Origin of the sequence: Novipirellula galeiformis (assembly GCF_007860095.1) — a bacterium.
GTDB lineage: Bacteria > Planctomycetota > Planctomycetia > Pirellulales > Pirellulaceae > Novipirellula > Novipirellula galeiformis.
Map to the genome: position 1 here is coordinate 340,491 of NZ_SJPT01000006.1, position 18,350 is coordinate 358,840.

The following is an 18,350-nucleotide window of genomic DNA, read 5'->3' on the forward strand; positions in this document are numbered from 1 at the left end:
CAGTCGATCTACTTCGAGACATGAGACGCGATCGAATAAGTGGGAGGACGTTCATGGGGGTGAACTGCGGTCAACGTAGCGACGCACTAGTTGCAACATCACGATTTTGTTGATCGGTTTGCTAAGGTAGTCGTTACAGCCGCTTTGAATGCAGCGGGGCATATCCCCTTGCATCGCGTCGGCGGTGAGGGCGATGATCGGGCCAGCAAACCCGAGTCGACGCAGTTGTTCGGCGGTTTGATAGCCGTCGAGTCTTGGCATCTGCATGTCGAGCAGGATCAAGTCGTAGCATTTTCCTTGACCGATCTTGGCTTCGACCATTTCGATCGCGACTTCGCCGTCTTCGGCTTCGTCGACGGTTGCTCCCGCTTTGCGTAGCAACGATTTACTGAGGAAGCGGATGTCACGGCGATCATCGACGACCAAAATATTGCAATCGAGCGTGATCGGCGCGGTTTGCTCGTGGTCTTCGCTGGGGGGGGGCACCGTCAAGGACGGCTGATTGAGAGCAATGCCACGGATGTCACCGGTAGCGATCGTGACAGAGAAAGTGCTGCCTTTGCCTTCGATACTGTGGGCGGTGATGTTGCCTCCGAGCATCTTGGCCAATCGCTGGCTTATCGCCAAACCGAGTCCAGTGCCACCGAAGTCTCGCGTCACGCTGGAGTCGCCCTGCATGAACGGCTTGAACAAACGCGTCTGTTGCTCCGGCTTCATCCCGATGCCAGTGTCGATGATATCGATACGCATCGCTTGCTGATCGGCAAGGTAGTGAACTCGTAAACGCACGCCACCGTGGTGCGTGAATTTAATTGCATTTCCGACCAGATTGACCAAGATTTGTTTGAGACGTTTGGGGTCCGAGACGACTTGGGCGGGAACTCCGCCAACGTATTCGACAGCCAGATCTAAGCCGTCCTCGGTTGCTCGGACCTCCATGATCGAACGAACGTCCTCAATCAATCGACACGGAGCAAACGGCTCGGAGGAGACTTCTAGTTTGCCCGCCTCGATTTTTGAGAGATCCAAAATATCGTTGATGATGTCGAGAAGAAAATCGCCGTTGCGACGGATCGTTCGGACATGCTCCAACGCTTCGGGGTGCGCGATCTGTTCCGCGATCAAATCGGTGTAACCTAGGATTGCGGTCATGGGGGTGCGAATCTCGTGACTCATGTTGGCTAGGAATTCACTCTTCGAATTACTGGCCGCTTCAGCCTGAGCGCGAGCGACTTGCAACGATTCTTGCAGTTCGTGCTGCTCGGTAATGTCCCAGGTCAAGCCGAGCACGCGTTTTACTTCGCCTGCATCGCGATGCACAAGTTCGCCGACTGCCGCGATCCAGCGCGTCGATCCATCGGGACGAAGGATTCGAAACTCTTCATCGAGGCAGTCTTTTTCTTCGACGGTTCGAAACCAAGCTTCCGTCAAACGCGGAAGATCGTCGGGGTGCACCAACGCCATTAACGTTTGAGCGTCACACTGCGTTTCGGCGGGCAAGCCGAGTAGCTCGCACATCGATTCATCCCAAAACGCTCCTTCTTCGCTCCACTCCCAAACCGCCATGCCACCGGCACGCAGCGCCATCGTCAATCGCTCTTTGCCTTCGGCGAGTGCCAACTCATAATGTTTACGTTCGGTGACGTCACGAGTGATGCCGGTGACGAGAATTGCTTTGCCCATTGAGTTGCGCGAGATCAGCCCAAGGTTTTCGACCCAACTCGTCTTGCCATTGTCCGCACGGATGATTCGCCAATCGATTCGATAGGTCGATCCGGTCCCTTCGATAACGGCTTTGAGATAATTCGCAGCTTCAACGCGATCCTCCGGGTGGATGACAAGCATGGTGGCGGCAAAGGAGTCGTCCGTGGGCGCGTCGTTCCTGCCGAAGATACTGCGGAGTTCGTCGGACCACGTGACTCGATCGCTCTCGGGGTTCCATTCCCAGGTGCCCAGCCGACCTGCTTGGAGGGATAGCTTCAGATGTTGCTCCCGTTTCTTTAACTCATCCTCTGCGCGGCGAAGTTCGGTCACGTCGCTGCCGTTGGCGACGACGAACACGACCTCGCCCTCTTGGTTGCGCGCTGGGGTAAAGATAAAGTCGGTGATCCGCTCGCAGCCATCAGATAACCAAAATGGCAAGTCCTCACGATAGATTTCACCGGCGATCGCTTTTGCTAAGCCATGCTTCAGCTTTTCTTTGACCATTGCATTGTCGCCCCACCAAGGGCAATCCCAGAAGGGGCGATTGGTGGCTTGCTCGATGGTCGCGCCGAGTTGGTTTAGTGCAATTTCATTGATGTCCGTCGAAGTGCCGTCGAGTTCGACGATGCCGGTGTAGTAATAACCATTGTCGAACAACACCTGTAATTTGCTTTCGGCCCGTTCATAATCGGCAAGCAACGCGATCAATTTGGCTTGTTTGTCGGCCAATTGTTCGGCGTTTTGACGAACGAGGTCTTCGGCGGCCTTGCGATCGTTGACGTCCACCCCCGATGGGATCACGTGAGTAATTTTGCCGTTGTTATCGCGGACGGGCACTAACATAAAGTCGATCGTGGTGCGTTGATCCTCACCGACACGGATAACCGCGTCATAGCGAATCGTTTCGCCTTGAAGCGTGCGTGCGAAGGCGGACTTTAGTTGCGCGACCACATCGTCATCATAATTCCACCAGTAACATTCCCAGAACGGTTTTCCAATCACATCGTCGCGACGGAGTGACGCCACACTCAGTGCCGGTTGGTTGGCTTCACGCAGCGTGCCATCGATATCGAGCACTCCAATGAAAGCGACGGTGTTGTCGATCACGCGGCGAAGATGGGTTTCTCGGTCGGCCAACGCCGTTTCCGCTCGCGCTCGTTCGATCCGAACACAGAGGCGGTTGACAATCTCTTGCAACAAATGCAATTCATCCGCACGCCATTGATAGGCGTGGGGTTTTGTCGCTGAGACGACAAAGCGGATGCGTTGTTTGGTGACATAGGCCGAATTGCAAAATGCACCAATCTGGAGCGAGCGAAACTGTTTGGCGAGTTGAGAATCGTTCCGGCGATGCTGTGTGTCGGCAAGATAAAATTGTCGCCCGGCAATCAATTGCTTGCGTTCCACTTCCGTGTGGAAGTCCTCCACTCGATGCCTTCCCACGATGCTTTGGAGCGAGGCGTCATGGTGCTCGTAAATGATATCCACTTGCTGCGCTTGTTCATCAAATTCAGCCAAGATACAGCGTGACAAACCGAGGTACTTCGCGGTTTGCTCGGTCGCCACCGCCATCAATTCAGCGACTGAGGCGAGCGAGCTAAATTGTGCTTGCAAGTCCGCCAAGAACGCCATGTTCAATTCCGCGTGTTTGCGTTCGGTGATGTCTTGGGCGGCGAGAATCGCAGTGGTGGGTCGCGGGGGATCGACGCTGCGGTCAAATTCAACCTGCTTCCGGGTGCTGATCCAATGCGTCTGGCCATTGGCCAATACGATCCGGTATTCCAAGTCACAGCGGCCATCGCCATTGCCGTCAAGACAATCTTGCACGAGTTGGATCACCGACTCGCGGTCCTCCGGATGGTAGTGGGCGTGAAATGCGTCGCGTGTGATCGTGATCTCGCTGTCGCTGATTCCATGCATCGCGGCGGCTTCGGCGGTCAACGTGATGCGGTTGTTGATGAAATCGACTCGGCCAAGTCCCAGTTTTGCAACGTCCACTCCAACCGCCAATTCTTGCCGCGACCGCAGCAAGGCTTGTTCAGAGCGTTTGCGTTCGGTGATGTCCGTCAACACCATATGGCAACCGACGATCGTGCCATCGGGATTCGCTTGAGGGACGTAGGTGACCTCCATGATCTGAGTCTCGGTCGAATCGGGAACATGGAGCGTCATCTCGCATGTCGTGTGCTTGCCGTGCAGTCCCTGAGTCAGATGGGGTTCAATGTTTTGGTAATGTTCGGGGCCGACAACCTCTAGGATCTTCTTTCCAACCACATCCTCGATACCTTGCTGCCACTGAGCCGCATAGGCCGCATTGACAAAGCCGTACCGTAGGTTGGGGGTGACGTATGCGACCCGTGACGGAGTCGCTTGGGCAATGGATCTCGGTTGCGTTACGGGGGTAACGAGCTGTTTTTGACTCTCGCGTTGTTCCGAGACATCGGTAAACGTGACGACGATCCCTTCGTCTGGGCCGTGGGGTGACTTGTAAGGCAGGACCCGGCGAATGAATGACTTGCCCGATGTCGCGGTGACCGGGTGCTCAATGCAGTCGCCTTCGGCAAGCGACTTGGGATCGGGCAAGGGCGGCATCTCGTTGACTCGCGGGACAAAATTCAGCAGCGGACGGCCGACATCGCTGCGAACCAAACCGTAGATTTCGCAAATGGCCGGGGTGAAACCGAGAATCAACAAATCGTGATTGAGGAAAACGGTGGCGCTTTGCTCGCTGCCAAACCAATTTTCTAATACGGTTTTGGCACGCCCCGTGGCATCGATGCTTGTACGTACTTCTTGTTTTGAACTTTCGCGATTTCCGTTGGCCGCCTCCAGATCCTGGATCGATCGATCAAGGGCCTCGCGTGTCGTTTCGAGCTCGCGTTGCAGGTGCGCAATGATCGCATCTTTATCCTCGGTTGCGCTCGCCCCCGATGGTTTAAATGGCTCGCGACCTTGGGGGAAGCCGAGTTCGTGAAAGACGACCAAGAGCAAAGGGACGTCCTCACCCAAACGCGGTATGGGTTGGACCGTCAACATCACCCGACCAGGCTTCTCGCCGTCGCACAGCGACAAAGGTTCGTGATGAACCGTCCGGTTTTGTTGCGTGGCATTTGCGATTGCGGCGCGCAACCCGCTTCGCAAATCGCGAGGGGCCATCTTGATGATGTTGGTTTGGAAAGTCCCTCCGTCGATTGTCAAGTATCTGCCGATGTTCGGCGAACTGGTTATCACTTGGCCCGATGGGTCGATCACCGCGGTTGCGGGAGCAAACTCGTCGATGGGAGTGACGATCGTCGGAATCGCTTCTTCGATTTGGACATGAAAATGTTTCCACCCAGGTGCGTTGGCTTGGTTTCGCTGCTGTGTGGCGTATTGCAGCAATTCGGTCCCCAGCGCCTGGGGTGACATCAGCGGGCGAGGGACGCCCGTCGTGGCGACGCTGGGAGACAGGTTGTCGAACTGGTCTGATCTTGGATCTTGAGGGAACGGCAATCCGCCACGATCCCGTAGCGTTTTGAGCCCCAAGTTTCTATCGCTTCCCCCAGCGGAGAAAATCACGCCGACGCCGCAGACGTCTGGTTGTTTGGCAATGGAGTTAAAGAAATGATCGATTGCTGCGGCTTGGGGGCCCTCGTGTTCACGCGCGACGACCGTTACAAAGCCGTGTACTAGTTCGATCCGCTGCTGAGGCGAACCGAGATAGATCGTGTCCGCTTCGACCCTGTGACGCCCGATGATTTCAACGACATCAAGCTTCGTGATCTCAGGCAAGCGTTCGGCGAATCGTGACGCGCTGGCTCCATCGCCGTGGGGAACGACCACAATCGCCATCCCAGGCGTTTCCCCCAGCGTGATTAAGAATTCCTGGAACGCCTGCAGACCATCTACGGATGCCCCCACGCCAACGATCAACGGATTGGACACAGAACTCGGTCTGTCTAGCGGGTCGCTTTGCTTCATTGGTACGGATCTCCTGCCAAAGTTTAGCGACTCGATCAGCGAATGTAGAGTAGGTCCACAGGGATGGGGTCGGAACTTTCCGCCCTCCAGCCGAATGCGATTGGGGGGGAGGTCTCAGTCATAGGTGGAGGTCGCGAATCGGCCAAGCTGGGCGATTGCAAATCACCCGCACTTCGACTTGATCTCGGTTGTCGGACAAGGCCAAGACCAACTCGCTCGCGTGTGAACCGCCTCTTTCAATGAGTCCCCGATTACGATCTGCATCGGCATGCGATCTGCATCACTCTATCTGTATCAGTCCATCTGCATTTGTAGAAGATGACATCCGATAGCGAACTCCAGAATGGGGAAGACTCCATGAAAGAGCAGACAATGAACGATCAGAAATTAAGTGGGAAACGAATCGCGTTTCTTGCCACGGATGGGTTCGAGCAAGTCGAGTTGACTGCGCCCTGGAAAGCGATTCACGCCGCCGGGGCAGAAGTTGTATTGGTCTCGCCCAAGCATGGTGAGATCCAGGGGATGAACCACGATGAGAAAGCCGACACGTTCAAGGTCGATCAAGACGTCGCATCGGCTTCCGCCGAGGACTTTGATGGTCTCGTCCTTCCGGGCGGCGTTGCCAATCCCGATTCGCTGCGAACCTGTGACACTTCGGTTAGTTTTGTCCGTGATTTCTTTAAACAGCACAAACCGGTGGCGGCGATCTGTCATGGCCCTTGGACTTTGATCGAAGCCGATGTCGTTCGCGGTCGCCGCATGACATCATGGCCAAGTCTGAAGACCGATCTGAAGAACGCCGGAGCCCAGTGGTGTGACGAAGCATGCGTCTGTGATGAAGGCTTGGTGACCAGTCGCAACCCCGACGACTTGCCGGCATTTTGCGACAAGGCGATCGAAGAGTTTGCCGAGGGCAAACACGCCGAGCAAACCGTTTAAGGAGTTTGCCGGTTAGAGAGCTTGCCGGTTAGGGAACGCACCGTAGCGGTCACCATTCAAGTTGGGGTGGTGGTCGCCACGAATAACCACAATTCGAGTTAGGATTTTCGATGGACAAGTACGAGAAATTAGTCGATTTGATGGGCGATTTTGATAGCGCGATGCTGGTGACCCGCTGCAGCGATGGTTCGCTCGAGGCGCGACCGATGGCGGTCGCCGAGTTGGAGCCCGACGGCGGTCTTTGGTTTGTCACCGACCGCAACTCGGGCAAGGTTGCCGACCTGAGGCTCGACGACGAAGTTGCAGTGACGATGCAAGGATCGAACAAATTCGCCTCGCTGGCCGGAACCGCCCGCGCGATCGATGACCGGGCGAAACTAGACCAATTGTGGAATGATGCCTGGAAGGTCTGGTTTCCCGAAGGCAAAACGAGTGCGTCGATTGTGCTGCTGCATGTCGAACCACAGCGTGGCGAATATTGGGATCAATCCGGTGTGACCGGACTGAAGTACCTGATCAAGGCGGGTAAGGCATACTTGCAGGGCAAACGCGTCTCGAACGATGCGTCGGTCAACGCCACCGTTTCAATGTAGCCCGATACTGCAAAGAAGCCGAGCGTCCGAGTGACGCCTACTCTAAACAAACGAAAGTCAATCTGATGATCGATCAAGTTCAAGAAAAACTTCAACACATCCGTTCCTCCGCCCAGGAAGGCTTTGACGAGCAACCCGATGGGCGTAACGAGGGGATCGGACGCACCGAAAATTTGCTTGCGTTGGCGGCAGCGATCGGGGCCACGTTCCTAGCACGCAATGCACTGCAAGCGGGATGGCGAACGGCACTGGACCGCGAACCGCCCAAGAATCCGGCTTCGTCCGAAGTCGATTGGAAGGACGCATTGCTTTGGGGTGGCGTCTCGGGAGCGATCGTGGGCATGGTCAGGATTGCGTCACGCCGAGCCTCCTCCAACGCTTACCGACGTTTCTATCCTTGAAAATTGTCCCGTTGAATTTCCATTTTCCTATCGATGGACATCGAGTGCCCACGGCCGAGGTGGGTGTCGAGTGAGTGGAAGGTGTCGAGTGAGTGGATGGTGTCGAGTGAGACATCGAAGATTTCGTAGTCGCGGACAACAGCCCACGTTGTCGCCGGGCCAATCGCGTATTCCTGCGATCGCAGCGGCCCCGATCTCAGCAGCCCTTGGGAGCTCAGTGGCAGAGAGAGTCACTCCACACCACGGTTGCCTGCGGTGGCGGCTCACCCATCTCACCCCGATCACCTCCGTTGGTTTTAGATGCGGAGGTTTCGCGATCCCCTGTGTGAACGTTTCCAACACAGGAAGGATTCGGTGTCACCCACGCTAGCCGATTTGAACATGGCTGGTCAACGAAATGTCAAAGCTCGTAATGCGGTCACGCAGCTTGCCACGGGTGATGCCCAGGATCTCTGCTGCTTGGCTTTGATTACCATCGGTCGACTTGAGCACTTCGGTGATCACGTACTTTTCCATGTACTGAGTCGCTTCGGCGTAAACATCGGTCGACTTTTCGGCCAACAATCGCTTGACCAACTGGGGCAGCCCCGCACCTTCAACTGGCCCAGACTCGGCTGCGCTATGGTTGTCGGTGCCTGCGGCCGTTGTTTTTAAGCGATTGATTTCCTTAGGCAATCCGTCTGGGGTGATCACGGGCATCACCGTGTCCAAGACGCATCGCCGGATCACCGCTCGCAGTTGGCGGACGTTGCCGGGCCAGTGGTAGCCTTCGAGCAACTCGGCTGCTTCGGGCGACAAGCCTTCCAGGTCTGGTTTGTTAAATTCTTTCTTCGCTTGGGCCATGAAAAACTGTACCAGTGCTGGAACATCGCTTAAGCGTTCACGCAGCGGTGGTAGTTCGATCGTGACGCCATTGAGACGATACAGTAGATCTTCGCGATAGTCTCCCTCTTCGACCATTTGTTCCAAGGGACGGTTGGTGGCCGCGATGATGCGGACATCGGTTTTTAGTTCTTTGTTGCCACCAACACGCTCAAACCGTTGCTCTTGAAGCACCCGCAATACCTTGGCCTGGACCGAGGGCGCCATGTCGCCAATCTCATCCAGGAAGAGCGTGCCCCCGTTGCACTGTTCAAATTTGCCAATTCGGCGTGATTCCGCCCCCGTGAAGGCTCCTTTCTCGTGTCCGAACAACTCGCTTTCGAGCAAGTTATCGGGTAGCGCTGCACAATTGACCGCTAAGAATGTCTCGGTGCCGCGGTGGCTGTACTGATACAACGCGCGGGCGACCAGCTCTTTTCCCGTTCCGCTTTCGCCGCGAATCAGAATAGGCACATCCTGTTTGCTAACCTTCCCAATTGCTTTGAAAACGTCCAGCATGGCTGTTGATCGACCAATAAATAGTTCGGCCGATTCGGCGGAGGATTTATCGTCCGCACTGATGGCGACTGGCACGCTGCTGATTTGCCGCTGCTCAATTGCCTTTTCGACGAGATCGCGGAGGGGTTCGACAGACAACGGTTTGCCAATGTAATCGAACGCCCCCAACTGCATGGCCTCGATCGCAGTGCTGCTAGCCGCTTCGACCGTCATGAAAACGACCGGAATGCGACGATCAAATTCTCGGATTTCACAATAGACCGCCAACCCATTCTGGTCGGGCAACTGTATGTCGAGCAGAACGGTGTCGAACGTTCCATTTCGCAGTTTGGCGATCCCCTCTTTCGCGGTCGCCGCAGTCTCTACGTCTGCGATGGGGGAAAGCGCCTTTTCCGTCAGCGCGAGAATGGCTCGGTCGTCATCGATGACCAGGACATTAGGCATAGACTTGGACCATTTGGACTTGGGGGTGACTTCGGGATGGATGTGCGAAGGTTGTATTTCGACGGGAGCAGGCATCTGTGTTTGATTCTACAGTTGAGGGAGGTTCAATGTCGATCAGGTTGGTTGGAAATTGAACGAAACAGCGAACGCAAGTGGCGTGCCGGAAAGGTTGCGAGCAAACCTCTTAGGGGCTCGCACCCCCGCGAGTGGTGTGGTTTCGGAGCACCGCTTGAACGGTGACTCGACGCTCTTCATCTCGGCGCTCTTCAACTCGACGCTCGTCATTGGGGTTCGAGTCAATCGGTTTGGGTAATGAAGTGCAAGTACGTTGAGTTTGAGTGAGTTTCGAGCGAGTCCATCTAAGACGCGTGAATCGCTAGCTCGCCCCGAAGTTGGCTGCGGGTTTTCTCATTTGGGAACCTCGTTTCGGAACTCGTGCGTTGATGAGTCGCTGATTTAACCGAACTTCAAATCACAGGGGTGAGCCTCGGCTACTCACGGGCGTGCGTCTCTCCCAACCCACAAGTCGTTGCAGGCGTGGGGAACAAGAAACGCGTAATCAAACGTAGCGAGTTGGGCTGCAGAATGATCGACAAATGGGTGCTGAGGAAATGATGCACCGCAATCGTGTCGTCGCCGTCGATATCGAGGGGACGAACGTACGCATCGAGTTGGGCCCAAAGTACCAACCGTTTTATCTTTTTATCGACGCTCGCATCCGCGCTCGCCCGCATCGGATCGTTGATGACCTCGATTTCAGAGATCAAGTTGCCGGTTAGACCGTGAATCAGATAAGGCACGATGCCCGTCCGCAGAACGGGAGTGATCGAGACGAGCGCGGCAACCCGATGTTGAGTCGCGGACGCGATCGCTCGACGGGCCACCCAGTCGCCGAAGCTATGCGTGACTAAGGCAATGCGGCGCCCCGAATGATCGTCTTCCAATCTGGCTGCTAAACGAGCGACACTTGCGTCAAGATTACGAAAGGCCATCCGGTCACGCCACAATTCAACGTGCTCGCAATGAGGATTTAATGAATACCACAGCGGCCATAGAAACAAACGCGGCTCGCAAAAGCCGGGGACCAGCACAATCTCTTCAATCTTGGTTTGGTCGGATATAGAACCGTTTGGGTGATTAAAGATCGTGTCCTCAGGTGGGCGGGATCGAGTCGCTGATGACGTGATCGACCGAGCGTGTTCGTGGCTGGGTTGCGACCTGCTGGCGATAAAAAGCGTGTTTACTTGTGTACCTTAACGCGATCCCCCCGTCGCGTCGAGTTGCCATCGATTGAAGTTGTGTCAAGCCGAAGAAGCGGGCCACCTTGGGCGGATGCGAGCGTGGCACAGCCTTTGCTTTAGGGATCAGGCCCTTATTCCTAGGGGCGAATTAACCCTTGAAAAATCTGAAGGAACGCAATGGGTACTACCCTTTCGGTTGAATCGAACTCGTCCCCCAAATCATCACTCGGCCAGCCACAGAGCGAAAAACATGCTGGCATGGGATCGATCCCACATTCCGGCGGCGTTGCCTTTCGCGTTTGGGCACCCCACGCGGATCACGTCAGCGTGATTGGCGACTTCAATGATTGGAGCAGCACCAGCGATCCGATGCATTCCGAAGGCAACGGATACTGGTACGTTGACATCGAGTCGGCGTCGACCGGTCAGGAATACAAGTATCAAATCACCCGCGGTGAAGAGACGTTTAACCGCATTGATCCGTACGCGCGTGAAGTGACCAATTCAATCGGAAACGGCGTTGTGCATGATACGTCATTTGATTGGAGCGGAGATGATTTCCAAATGCCGCCGCATAACGAGATCGTGATCTACGAAATGCACATCGGGACGTTTCATCGCAGCGACGAGAACCAACCAGGCGGCTTTGAAGATGCGCTCCGGCGGATGCCCCACCTCAAGCAACTCGGCGTGAACGTGTTGCAAATCATGCCGGTCGCAGAGTTTGCTGGCGACCTGTCCTGGGGCTACAATCCGGCTCATATCTTTGCGGTCGAGAGCGCCTATGGCGGACCGGTGGCGCTTAAGAACTTTGTCAAAAATGCACATGCCGAAGGCTTCGCCGTGGTCATGGATGTTGTTTACAACCACTTTGGTCCGAGCGATCTCGATCTTTGGCGGTTCGACGGTTGGAGCGAAAACGACAAGGGAGGGATCTACTTTTACAACGATCATCGATCCTCGACGCCGTGGGGTGAGACGCGGCCCGATTACGGACGAGGCGAAGTCCGTCAATTTATCTATGACAACGCGAAAATGTGGCTCGAAGAGTACCATGTCGATGGCCTGCGCTACGACATGACTGCATACATCCGTACGGTCAGCGGGATCGGTGACGATGACATCAGCGAAGGTTGGGGATTGATGCAGTGGATCAATCGTGACTTGGCCGAGCAATTCCCTAATTGCCTATTGATCGCAGAGGATTTGCAGACGAACAATTGGTTGACGAAACGTCATGACCATGGCGGGGCTGGGTTTTCAACGCAGTGGGACGCCGCGTTCGTGCATCCGATTCGTGAAGCGGTCCAACAGATTGACGACGCGCATCGCGATATGTGGTCCGTGCGTGATGCATTGTGTCATCGCTACAACGATGATTCGATGCAGCGAGTGATTTACAGCGAATCGCATGACGAAGTTGCCAATGGGAAATCACGGGTTCCCTCGGAGATTGACCCCGAGAATCCGGAAAGTAGTCATGCACAAAAGCGTGCGGTGCTGGCGGCCGGCTTAGCCCTCACCGCCCCCGGCATCCCGATGTTGTTTCAGGGACAAGAGTTGCTTGAAGACGATTGGTTCGATGACACCGACCCGCTCGATTGGGATCGCGCCGATGAATTCAAGGGAATCAAACGATTGTTTCGGGACTTGATTCGGTTGCGTCTAAACCGCGATGGCCATTCAAGTGGATTATTGGGCCAGCACATCGATGTGCATCACGTCAACGACGGCGACAAAGTGATCGCCTTTGTCCGCTCAGGTGACGGTGACCAAGGTCGCGTGGTGGTGGTCGCCAATTTCGCGAATCGCGGTTGGGAAGATTACGAGATCGGGTTCCCTTCCGCTGGGGATTGGAAATTGAGATTGAACTCCGATTGGAAAGGCTACAGCGAAGCGTTCGCTAATGAATCGACCGGCGGTGTCGTTGCCGAAGCGAGAAGCCGCGACGGTTTACCTGCGACGGGTACGATCTCGTTTGGCCCCTACGCGGTACTCGTGTTTTCAAAGTAGCGTGAGCCGAGTGAAGACACATTGCGTGTCTGCACGCTAAAGAAGCACTCAGGTCGATGCGGGCTCCAACGCAGTCAACATTCCGCTCCATACTTGCGAAATGTCTTGCGGGGTGGTTCGCCAATTGGTCACGGAAATGCGGATCGCTGGTGCTGCCATGTATTCCGTCGGCGTCATGTAAAGCACGCCGCTTGATTGCACGCGATACAAATACTCTTGGATCGAGTGTTGCGTGACGTTTTCACCAGCGAGGGTAAACACGATGCCATTCATTCGAACCGGAGCGAGCAACTGAAACTGGTCCGAGTCTTGAATTCGCTCTCCCAATTGCTCGGCGATGTGGCAGTTTCGCGTCACCAATTCACGGTAACCCTCACGGCCATAAGCCATCAAGGTGAACCACGCGGGCAAGGCACGGAATCGACGCGAGTTCTCGGGGGTGAGATTCACGAAATTGGTCGGGCTCGGGTCGGCCTCGAGATACGCGGCGGAGTTCTGGAAAACTTCGCGTTGCAGATGCAGATGGCGTGTAAACACCATCGCGGAATCGTAGGGCACGTTGAGCCATTTATGTGCGTCAATCGTGATCGAGTCCGCGCGGTCCATCCCCGCAATCAGTGATTGTTTCTCGGGGACGCACGCTGCGAAACCACCGAATGCCGCATCGACATGTAACCAAACGTTGAATTCGCTACAAAGATCCGCCAATGCGTTCAAGTCATCGTAGTCGACGCTATTGACGGTCCCCGCATTGCCCACAACCCAACACGGTTGGCCCAATTCGCGTAACTCCGTCAATCGTTTTCGCAGTGCTTCGACGTCCACGGCTTCCCGCTTAGGAAGGGTTGCAATCCGCTCCAAGCTATCGCGCCCGAGCCCTAGCATGGCCAGCGCCTTGTGCACACTGGAGTGGGGCGTTCCGCAAAGCACTCGGATGGGCGGCAATCCTGACAAACCCGATTGAGCAATATCGACACCGCGTTGGTGCCCGACCCATTGGCGAGCGGTGGCTAAGCCGACAAAGTTTGCCATCGTTGCGCCGGAGACGAAGACTCCCGCGAAGGCGTCCGAGAGACCAAACAACTCGCGTAGCAACCCGATCGCGGTAAGTTCGATCTGGGGGGCAATTGAGTCGGGAGAGCCGGTTGCGTTCTGGTCATAGATGGTCGTAAGCCAATCGCCCGCGATACTCGCCGGAGTCGCTCCGCCGGTGACAAGACCAAAGTAGTGGGGACCCGCTGACCCGCTCATCCAGTCCGCATACTTTGATCGGAAAAGGTCCAATGTTGCGGTGGCACCAATCCCCGTCTGGGGTAGCGTTTCAGGGGCGGTTTCCGGCGGAACGACGGCGGCCGGACGGGAACGAGGCGTGCTGAGAATACGGACGCTGTCCTCAAGCACGCTCGCCAAAATTTGCTCAAGATGTTGGTGGTCGGTGTGAAGCGGCTCGTACATAAAGGGGGCGTGGTTGTAGGTAGGTCAGAGGAAATCGGGTCGGGCGACATCAAGGTTGCACTCGTCTTGACGGACTAGTGCGAGGGGGCAGCGTGCACGCGTGCTTGCCAGGACGCAAAATGACGGGCCAGTTGGTCGACTCGTTGTGGCTCTTGAGGGGCAAGATTGGTCGTCTCGGTCCCATCAGCCTCGAGGTCGTATAGTTGCCATTCGCCTCCGTTACGCGGACGAATGGCTTTCCATTTGCCCATCCGGACGACGTGATGCCGCGGCACGCTCCAGCACAGCACGTCATGTCCCTGACGCTGCTTTCCGGCAAAGATTGGTAACAGACTTTTGCCTTCCATGGCAAGTGGGCTCCTGCCTTGAAACTCAGCCGGGTACTCCACTTCGGCAAGATCGAGCCAGGTTGCCATCAGATCCATCACATGACCAACTTGATTTGAAGTTTGATTCTTTCGCACCCCCTCAGGCCATTTGACAATCAACGGGGTACGGATGCCGCCTTCATAGCCAGAAAGTTTTGTGCTGCGGAAGGGGGTGTTGCTGAGGGTGGCCCACGCCTCGCCGTAAGCGGCAAAAGTGTCATGCGGTCCGGGGAGATTCTTGGGGCCGCTGCCTGGTCGAATCGAAACTTGGTCCGTTCTCCAGCGATCGTTCGCTTGCTTGGGACCAAAGCCAAACCCCGCTTGTGTTGGGCCGATCCCGCCATCGGGTGCGGCTCCGTTGTCCGACAGAAACACCACGACGGTGTTCTGCTCCTTCCCGCTATCCTTCAGGACGCTTAGGAGTTGGCCCAAACCTTCGTCGATGGCGGCAACTTGAGCGGCGTAGACCGCCATTCGCTCGGCTTGCCAGTCCTGGTGCCGTTGGTCTTCCCATGCTCCCATCGCAGCGGGGCGTGGTGCTAGTTTCCAGTGCGCCGGAACAAGTTGGTTTGCTCGCTGAGATTCGAACCGCTTGGCTCGCGATTCGTCCCATCCCTGGTCGCGATACCGTTTTCGATACGGTGCGATCTCGGTTTCCTTGGCATGGAGCGGCCAATGGGGAGCGATATGTGCTACGTACAGAAAGAAGGGGTTGTCATGCGAGATGGCATCTTTGAGGAAGCGGACGGAATAGTCGTTGATGGCGTCGGTGAGATAAAAATCCTTCGGCAGAGGGAAACGGTCGCGGTCCAGATAAAACGGATTTTTTTGGACATCATGAAAGTAGCTGATTTTGCCTTGGCACATTGGACCAAAGAAATGATCAAAGCCCCGATCAAGCGGCAGATCGCTGCCTTGCCATTTCCCCACCATCATCGTCTGATAACCCGCGTGTCGCAGCACTTCGGAGCTCAGCACACATTTGGAATAGTCTTTGGGTTGATTCCAATGCTCACCGGCGTGTCCGGTCTGTTGACAATAGAGCCCCGTCAACAGCGAGGCGCGAGTCGGGCCACACACGGCATTGTTGTAGAACTGTGTAAACCGCAGCCCTTCATGGGCCAGCGAGTCGATGTGAGGCGTACGGATTTCCCCTCCATAACAGCCGATGTCGGACCAACCGAGGTCGTCCGCCATAACCATGATAATGTTCGGTCGCTCCTGCTCCGCAGCCGCGACATTGCAAAGGAGAAAATTCAAGGCCACGAGGCTCACGATTAGCTGCTTCATCACATTCTCTCGAGGAGGATTACGGTGGATCGAATCGCGTTATGAAACCGTCGCCGAGAGTGCTTGCAGGGATCCCGGGTTCGCTTCAGCGGAATGGGTGCGGGCTCGGCGAGCGCTCGACGCCTGGCTCACGGGGCGACTCAGGGGGCGACTTCAGCGATCTGAGCTCGGCGGCCATCGTTCTCACAAAGTGGCTTCGAAATCGAATCGCTTGGTTTGGCGTTGGGACGATCATTCTACTGCAACGGTTGGTCGCTCGAGTCGCCCTGAAGTTCACTCAAGCGAACGCTTTTGTGGATTCGCGTTTTATTTTCTAGGTCGCGAATTTCGATCGCAATCATCGGGTCCGGCAATTCCCAATCAATCGAGATCACTCCGAAGTTTTCTTGATGATAGGTTTGATCGATCGCCCGGTATCGATTGATGGTGGGGGTACCACGGGGATGTTTCTGATTCAAGCTGCTTGATGTGACGTCGATCAGCGGATATGCAGCCCCTTCGCGAGCAATCGAAAACTCAGCCCAGTGGCGATCACCGCTGAGCACGAGCACGCCGCCAGCATCCGTGCTGCGAATCATGTCGAGCAAACGCTTGCGTTCCAGCGGTAGATTGGCCCACGCTTCTTGGCCGGCCGCCTCGGCGACGAATTGGATGCTCGATCCGATCAAACGGATCTCGGCTGGTTTACGCAATTGATCCTCGAGCCACGTCCATTGAGCCTCACCTAAAATTGTTTTTTTGGCATCGTCGTCCGGCATATACGGACCGCCTAGTCGCCGCGTCCCTGTTCTCAGCGGCGAGCGAAAATAGCGTGTGTCGAGCATGATCACTTGCAATCGCTTTCCCGGCGGTCCAAAGATTTTCGCTTCATAGATTCCCACTTGCTGACGTCTGGCGGAGTCCTCCGGTTCGCCCCAAAAATCCAAGAACGCTTGCTGCGCCGCTTCTCGCTGAGGAAAGTCTGCGCCTCCATCGTTCAACCCGTAATCATGATCATCCCAGGTCGCGAGTACCGGGCACAGCGAACACAAACGCTTGAAGCTCTCGTTGCTGGACAACTGTTTGTATTTGGCACGCATCACCTTGATATCCGATGTGTCCGCATAGATATTGTCACCTAGAAAGAGCAGCAACTGGGGCGCCGCACGCATCATCGTCTGCAGGATCGGCGTGGGGCGATCCTGGCGGATACAAGATCCAAAAAGGACTCGATTGACCGGCGTCCCCGTATCCGGCATTCCCGTACCCGGCGGCCCCGTGACCGGCGAACCCGTGTCCGGCTCCGCGCACCACGCCAGCGGTTGACCGGCTAGCAGCGAGAACAGCGAGCAACTTAGAAGCAAACGTCGTAACATGGTTCGCGTTTTCGTTTGGAGATCGATGAAGGTGACCGCAGGGGCGTGGCGAGCACACAGTATAGTCGCTGTGGCGATGGAAGACGCTAGCGAAGCGAACGTGATGGACCGATCGTTCCCCAGGCGAATTCGATTCACCCGCGATCGGGCTTAACGGATTGTTGGTCTCGATGGGCGATGGCACGCTGGGCCCAACTCGATCCTGAAGTGGGGGCTACGAATGCAATACAAATGGAAGCACGTCCCGTGTTTTCGCGGGCGGTGGTGCGGCTTAGCGAGTGAGCGAGTGCGAGATCATAACGACTGGCGTTATGACAGCGGCGGGCAGGGCAGCGAGAGGACAGCAGCGGGCAGGACAGCGGCGGGCAGGACAGCGGCGGGCAGGATGGCAGCGGGCAGGACAGCGAAACTCGTGCGACGCGATCGACCGGTTCCACGCTCAAGCGATTTAGAGAGGCGTGCAGACGAATCCATCGGATCTCAACTCGGCCACGAGTCCAGGATGCGGACCCGACGATCACCTCCGATCATTACGGCGACTCATTGCATGGGCGACGAAATTTCGAAATCGGGTTTTCCGGCTTGATGTCGGATCCAGTTCAAAGGTCTGCGAACGAAGGGGCGTGAGATCAGGAATTGCTGAAGTCGATATTTTCCAGGGAACTCAATGAGCGAGAGACCGATCAAGATCGTGAGCAAACCTTGGCCGGGAAGCACCAACATCGCAACTCCCATCGCGAGAAAGGCGGCGCCGACCAAGTTCTTTAGCACCACGAGCGAATAAAACCCCGCCTTGTTGCCGTTCGGTTTAAGGAAGATGCGGTGTGGGTGATTGAAGTAATTCGAAGGTAGCCGGATGATCACCCAAGGAACCGCGACCAACGACGCGACAAACACGAGCCCTGACGCTGCCGCGACCCACCAAAACATCGGCTCAGTGATCAATTCACCAGATTGCTGCATCGTTGAGGTCATTCCCATGCGGATGGTCGAAAGTGGGGCTTAGTAGCGGGGTGTCTGAATCGGGGGTCTCTTCATTTTAACGACGATGAAACATTTTAACGATGATGAAGACTCGGTTTGGCGATCGCCTCGATACTTCGCACGGAGTCCGTTGCCCCCCGAATCAAGAGTCTCGTTTCGTCGCCAGATGAATTAGCAATTCTTGTTCCACGCTCATTCACGCACTTGGCACAAAAGCTGCACT

Annotated in this window: 11 protein-coding genes; 4 read left to right on the forward strand and 7 right to left on the reverse strand. The window is 55.9% G+C overall.

The window, feature by feature from the left end:
• Positions 1–51: 51 nt before the first annotated feature.
• A complete protein-coding gene (locus Pla52o_RS17870) occupies positions 52–5,628 on the reverse strand; it encodes a PAS domain S-box protein (protein ID WP_197169326.1) in 5,577 nt (1,858 codons plus the stop codon).
• Between the two features lie 408 nt (positions 5,629–6,036).
• On the opposite strand from Pla52o_RS17870, the gene Pla52o_RS17875 reads away from it, so the two are divergent.
• The 3 genes from Pla52o_RS17875 to Pla52o_RS17885 all read left to right on the forward strand — a co-directional run bounded on the left by Pla52o_RS17875 (position 6,037) and on the right by Pla52o_RS17885 (position 7,597).
• Positions 6,037–6,603 (forward strand): type 1 glutamine amidotransferase domain-containing protein, encoded by a 567-nt coding sequence (locus Pla52o_RS17875; protein ID WP_146595967.1) that lies wholly within the window; start codon positions 6,037–6,039, stop codon positions 6,601–6,603.
• Positions 6,604–6,713: 110 nt separating this feature from the next.
• Positions 6,714–7,196 carry a pyridoxamine 5'-phosphate oxidase family protein gene (locus Pla52o_RS17880; RefSeq protein WP_146595968.1) on the forward strand — a complete coding sequence of 161 codons (483 nt, stop codon included), beginning with the start codon at positions 6,714–6,716 and terminating at the stop codon, positions 7,194–7,196.
• Between the two features lie 65 nt (positions 7,197–7,261).
• A complete protein-coding gene (locus tag Pla52o_RS17885; RefSeq protein ID WP_146595969.1) occupies positions 7,262–7,597 on the forward strand; it encodes a DUF4235 domain-containing protein in 336 nt (111 codons plus the stop codon).
• A gap of 366 nt (positions 7,598–7,963) precedes the next feature.
• On the opposite strand, the gene Pla52o_RS17890 is transcribed toward Pla52o_RS17885, so the two are convergent.
• Both Pla52o_RS17890 and Pla52o_RS17895 read right to left on the reverse strand, forming a co-directional pair.
• A complete protein-coding gene (locus Pla52o_RS17890) occupies positions 7,964–9,421 on the reverse strand; it encodes a sigma-54-dependent transcriptional regulator (RefSeq protein WP_146595970.1) in 1,458 nt (485 codons plus the stop codon).
• A gap of 491 nt (positions 9,422–9,912) precedes the next feature.
• A complete protein-coding gene (locus Pla52o_RS17895; protein WP_146595971.1) occupies positions 9,913–10,413 on the reverse strand; it encodes a hypothetical protein in 501 nt (166 codons plus the stop codon).
• Between the two features lie 426 nt (positions 10,414–10,839).
• Between Pla52o_RS17895 and Pla52o_RS17900 the strand changes: the two genes are divergently transcribed.
• Positions 10,840–12,675 (forward strand): alpha-amylase family glycosyl hydrolase, encoded by a 1,836-nt coding sequence (locus Pla52o_RS17900; protein ID WP_146595972.1) that lies wholly within the window; start codon positions 10,840–10,842, stop codon positions 12,673–12,675.
• 48 nt (positions 12,676–12,723) lie between these two features.
• Here Pla52o_RS17900 and Pla52o_RS17905 read toward each other — a convergent pair whose 3' ends face one another.
• From Pla52o_RS17905 to Pla52o_RS17920, 4 genes are all read right to left on the reverse strand, one after another.
• Positions 12,724–14,130: a pyridoxal phosphate-dependent decarboxylase family protein gene (locus tag Pla52o_RS17905; RefSeq protein WP_146595973.1), complete on the reverse strand. Its 1,407-nt coding sequence runs from the start codon at positions 14,128–14,130 to the stop codon at positions 12,724–12,726.
• 74 nt (positions 14,131–14,204) lie between these two features.
• A complete protein-coding gene (locus Pla52o_RS17910) occupies positions 14,205–15,788 on the reverse strand; it encodes an arylsulfatase (protein ID WP_146595974.1) in 1,584 nt (527 codons plus the stop codon).
• Between the two features lie 236 nt (positions 15,789–16,024).
• Complete coding sequence (locus Pla52o_RS17915; protein ID WP_231612456.1) at positions 16,025–17,143, reverse strand: alkaline phosphatase D family protein; 1,119 nt, start codon at positions 17,141–17,143, stop codon at positions 16,025–16,027.
• A 540-nt stretch (positions 17,144–17,683) separates the two neighbouring features.
• On the reverse strand, positions 17,684–18,124 hold the full coding sequence (locus Pla52o_RS17920) for a PGPGW domain-containing protein (RefSeq protein ID WP_146595975.1): 441 nt from the start codon (positions 18,122–18,124) through the stop codon (positions 17,684–17,686).
• Positions 18,125–18,350: the final 226 nt, after the last annotated feature.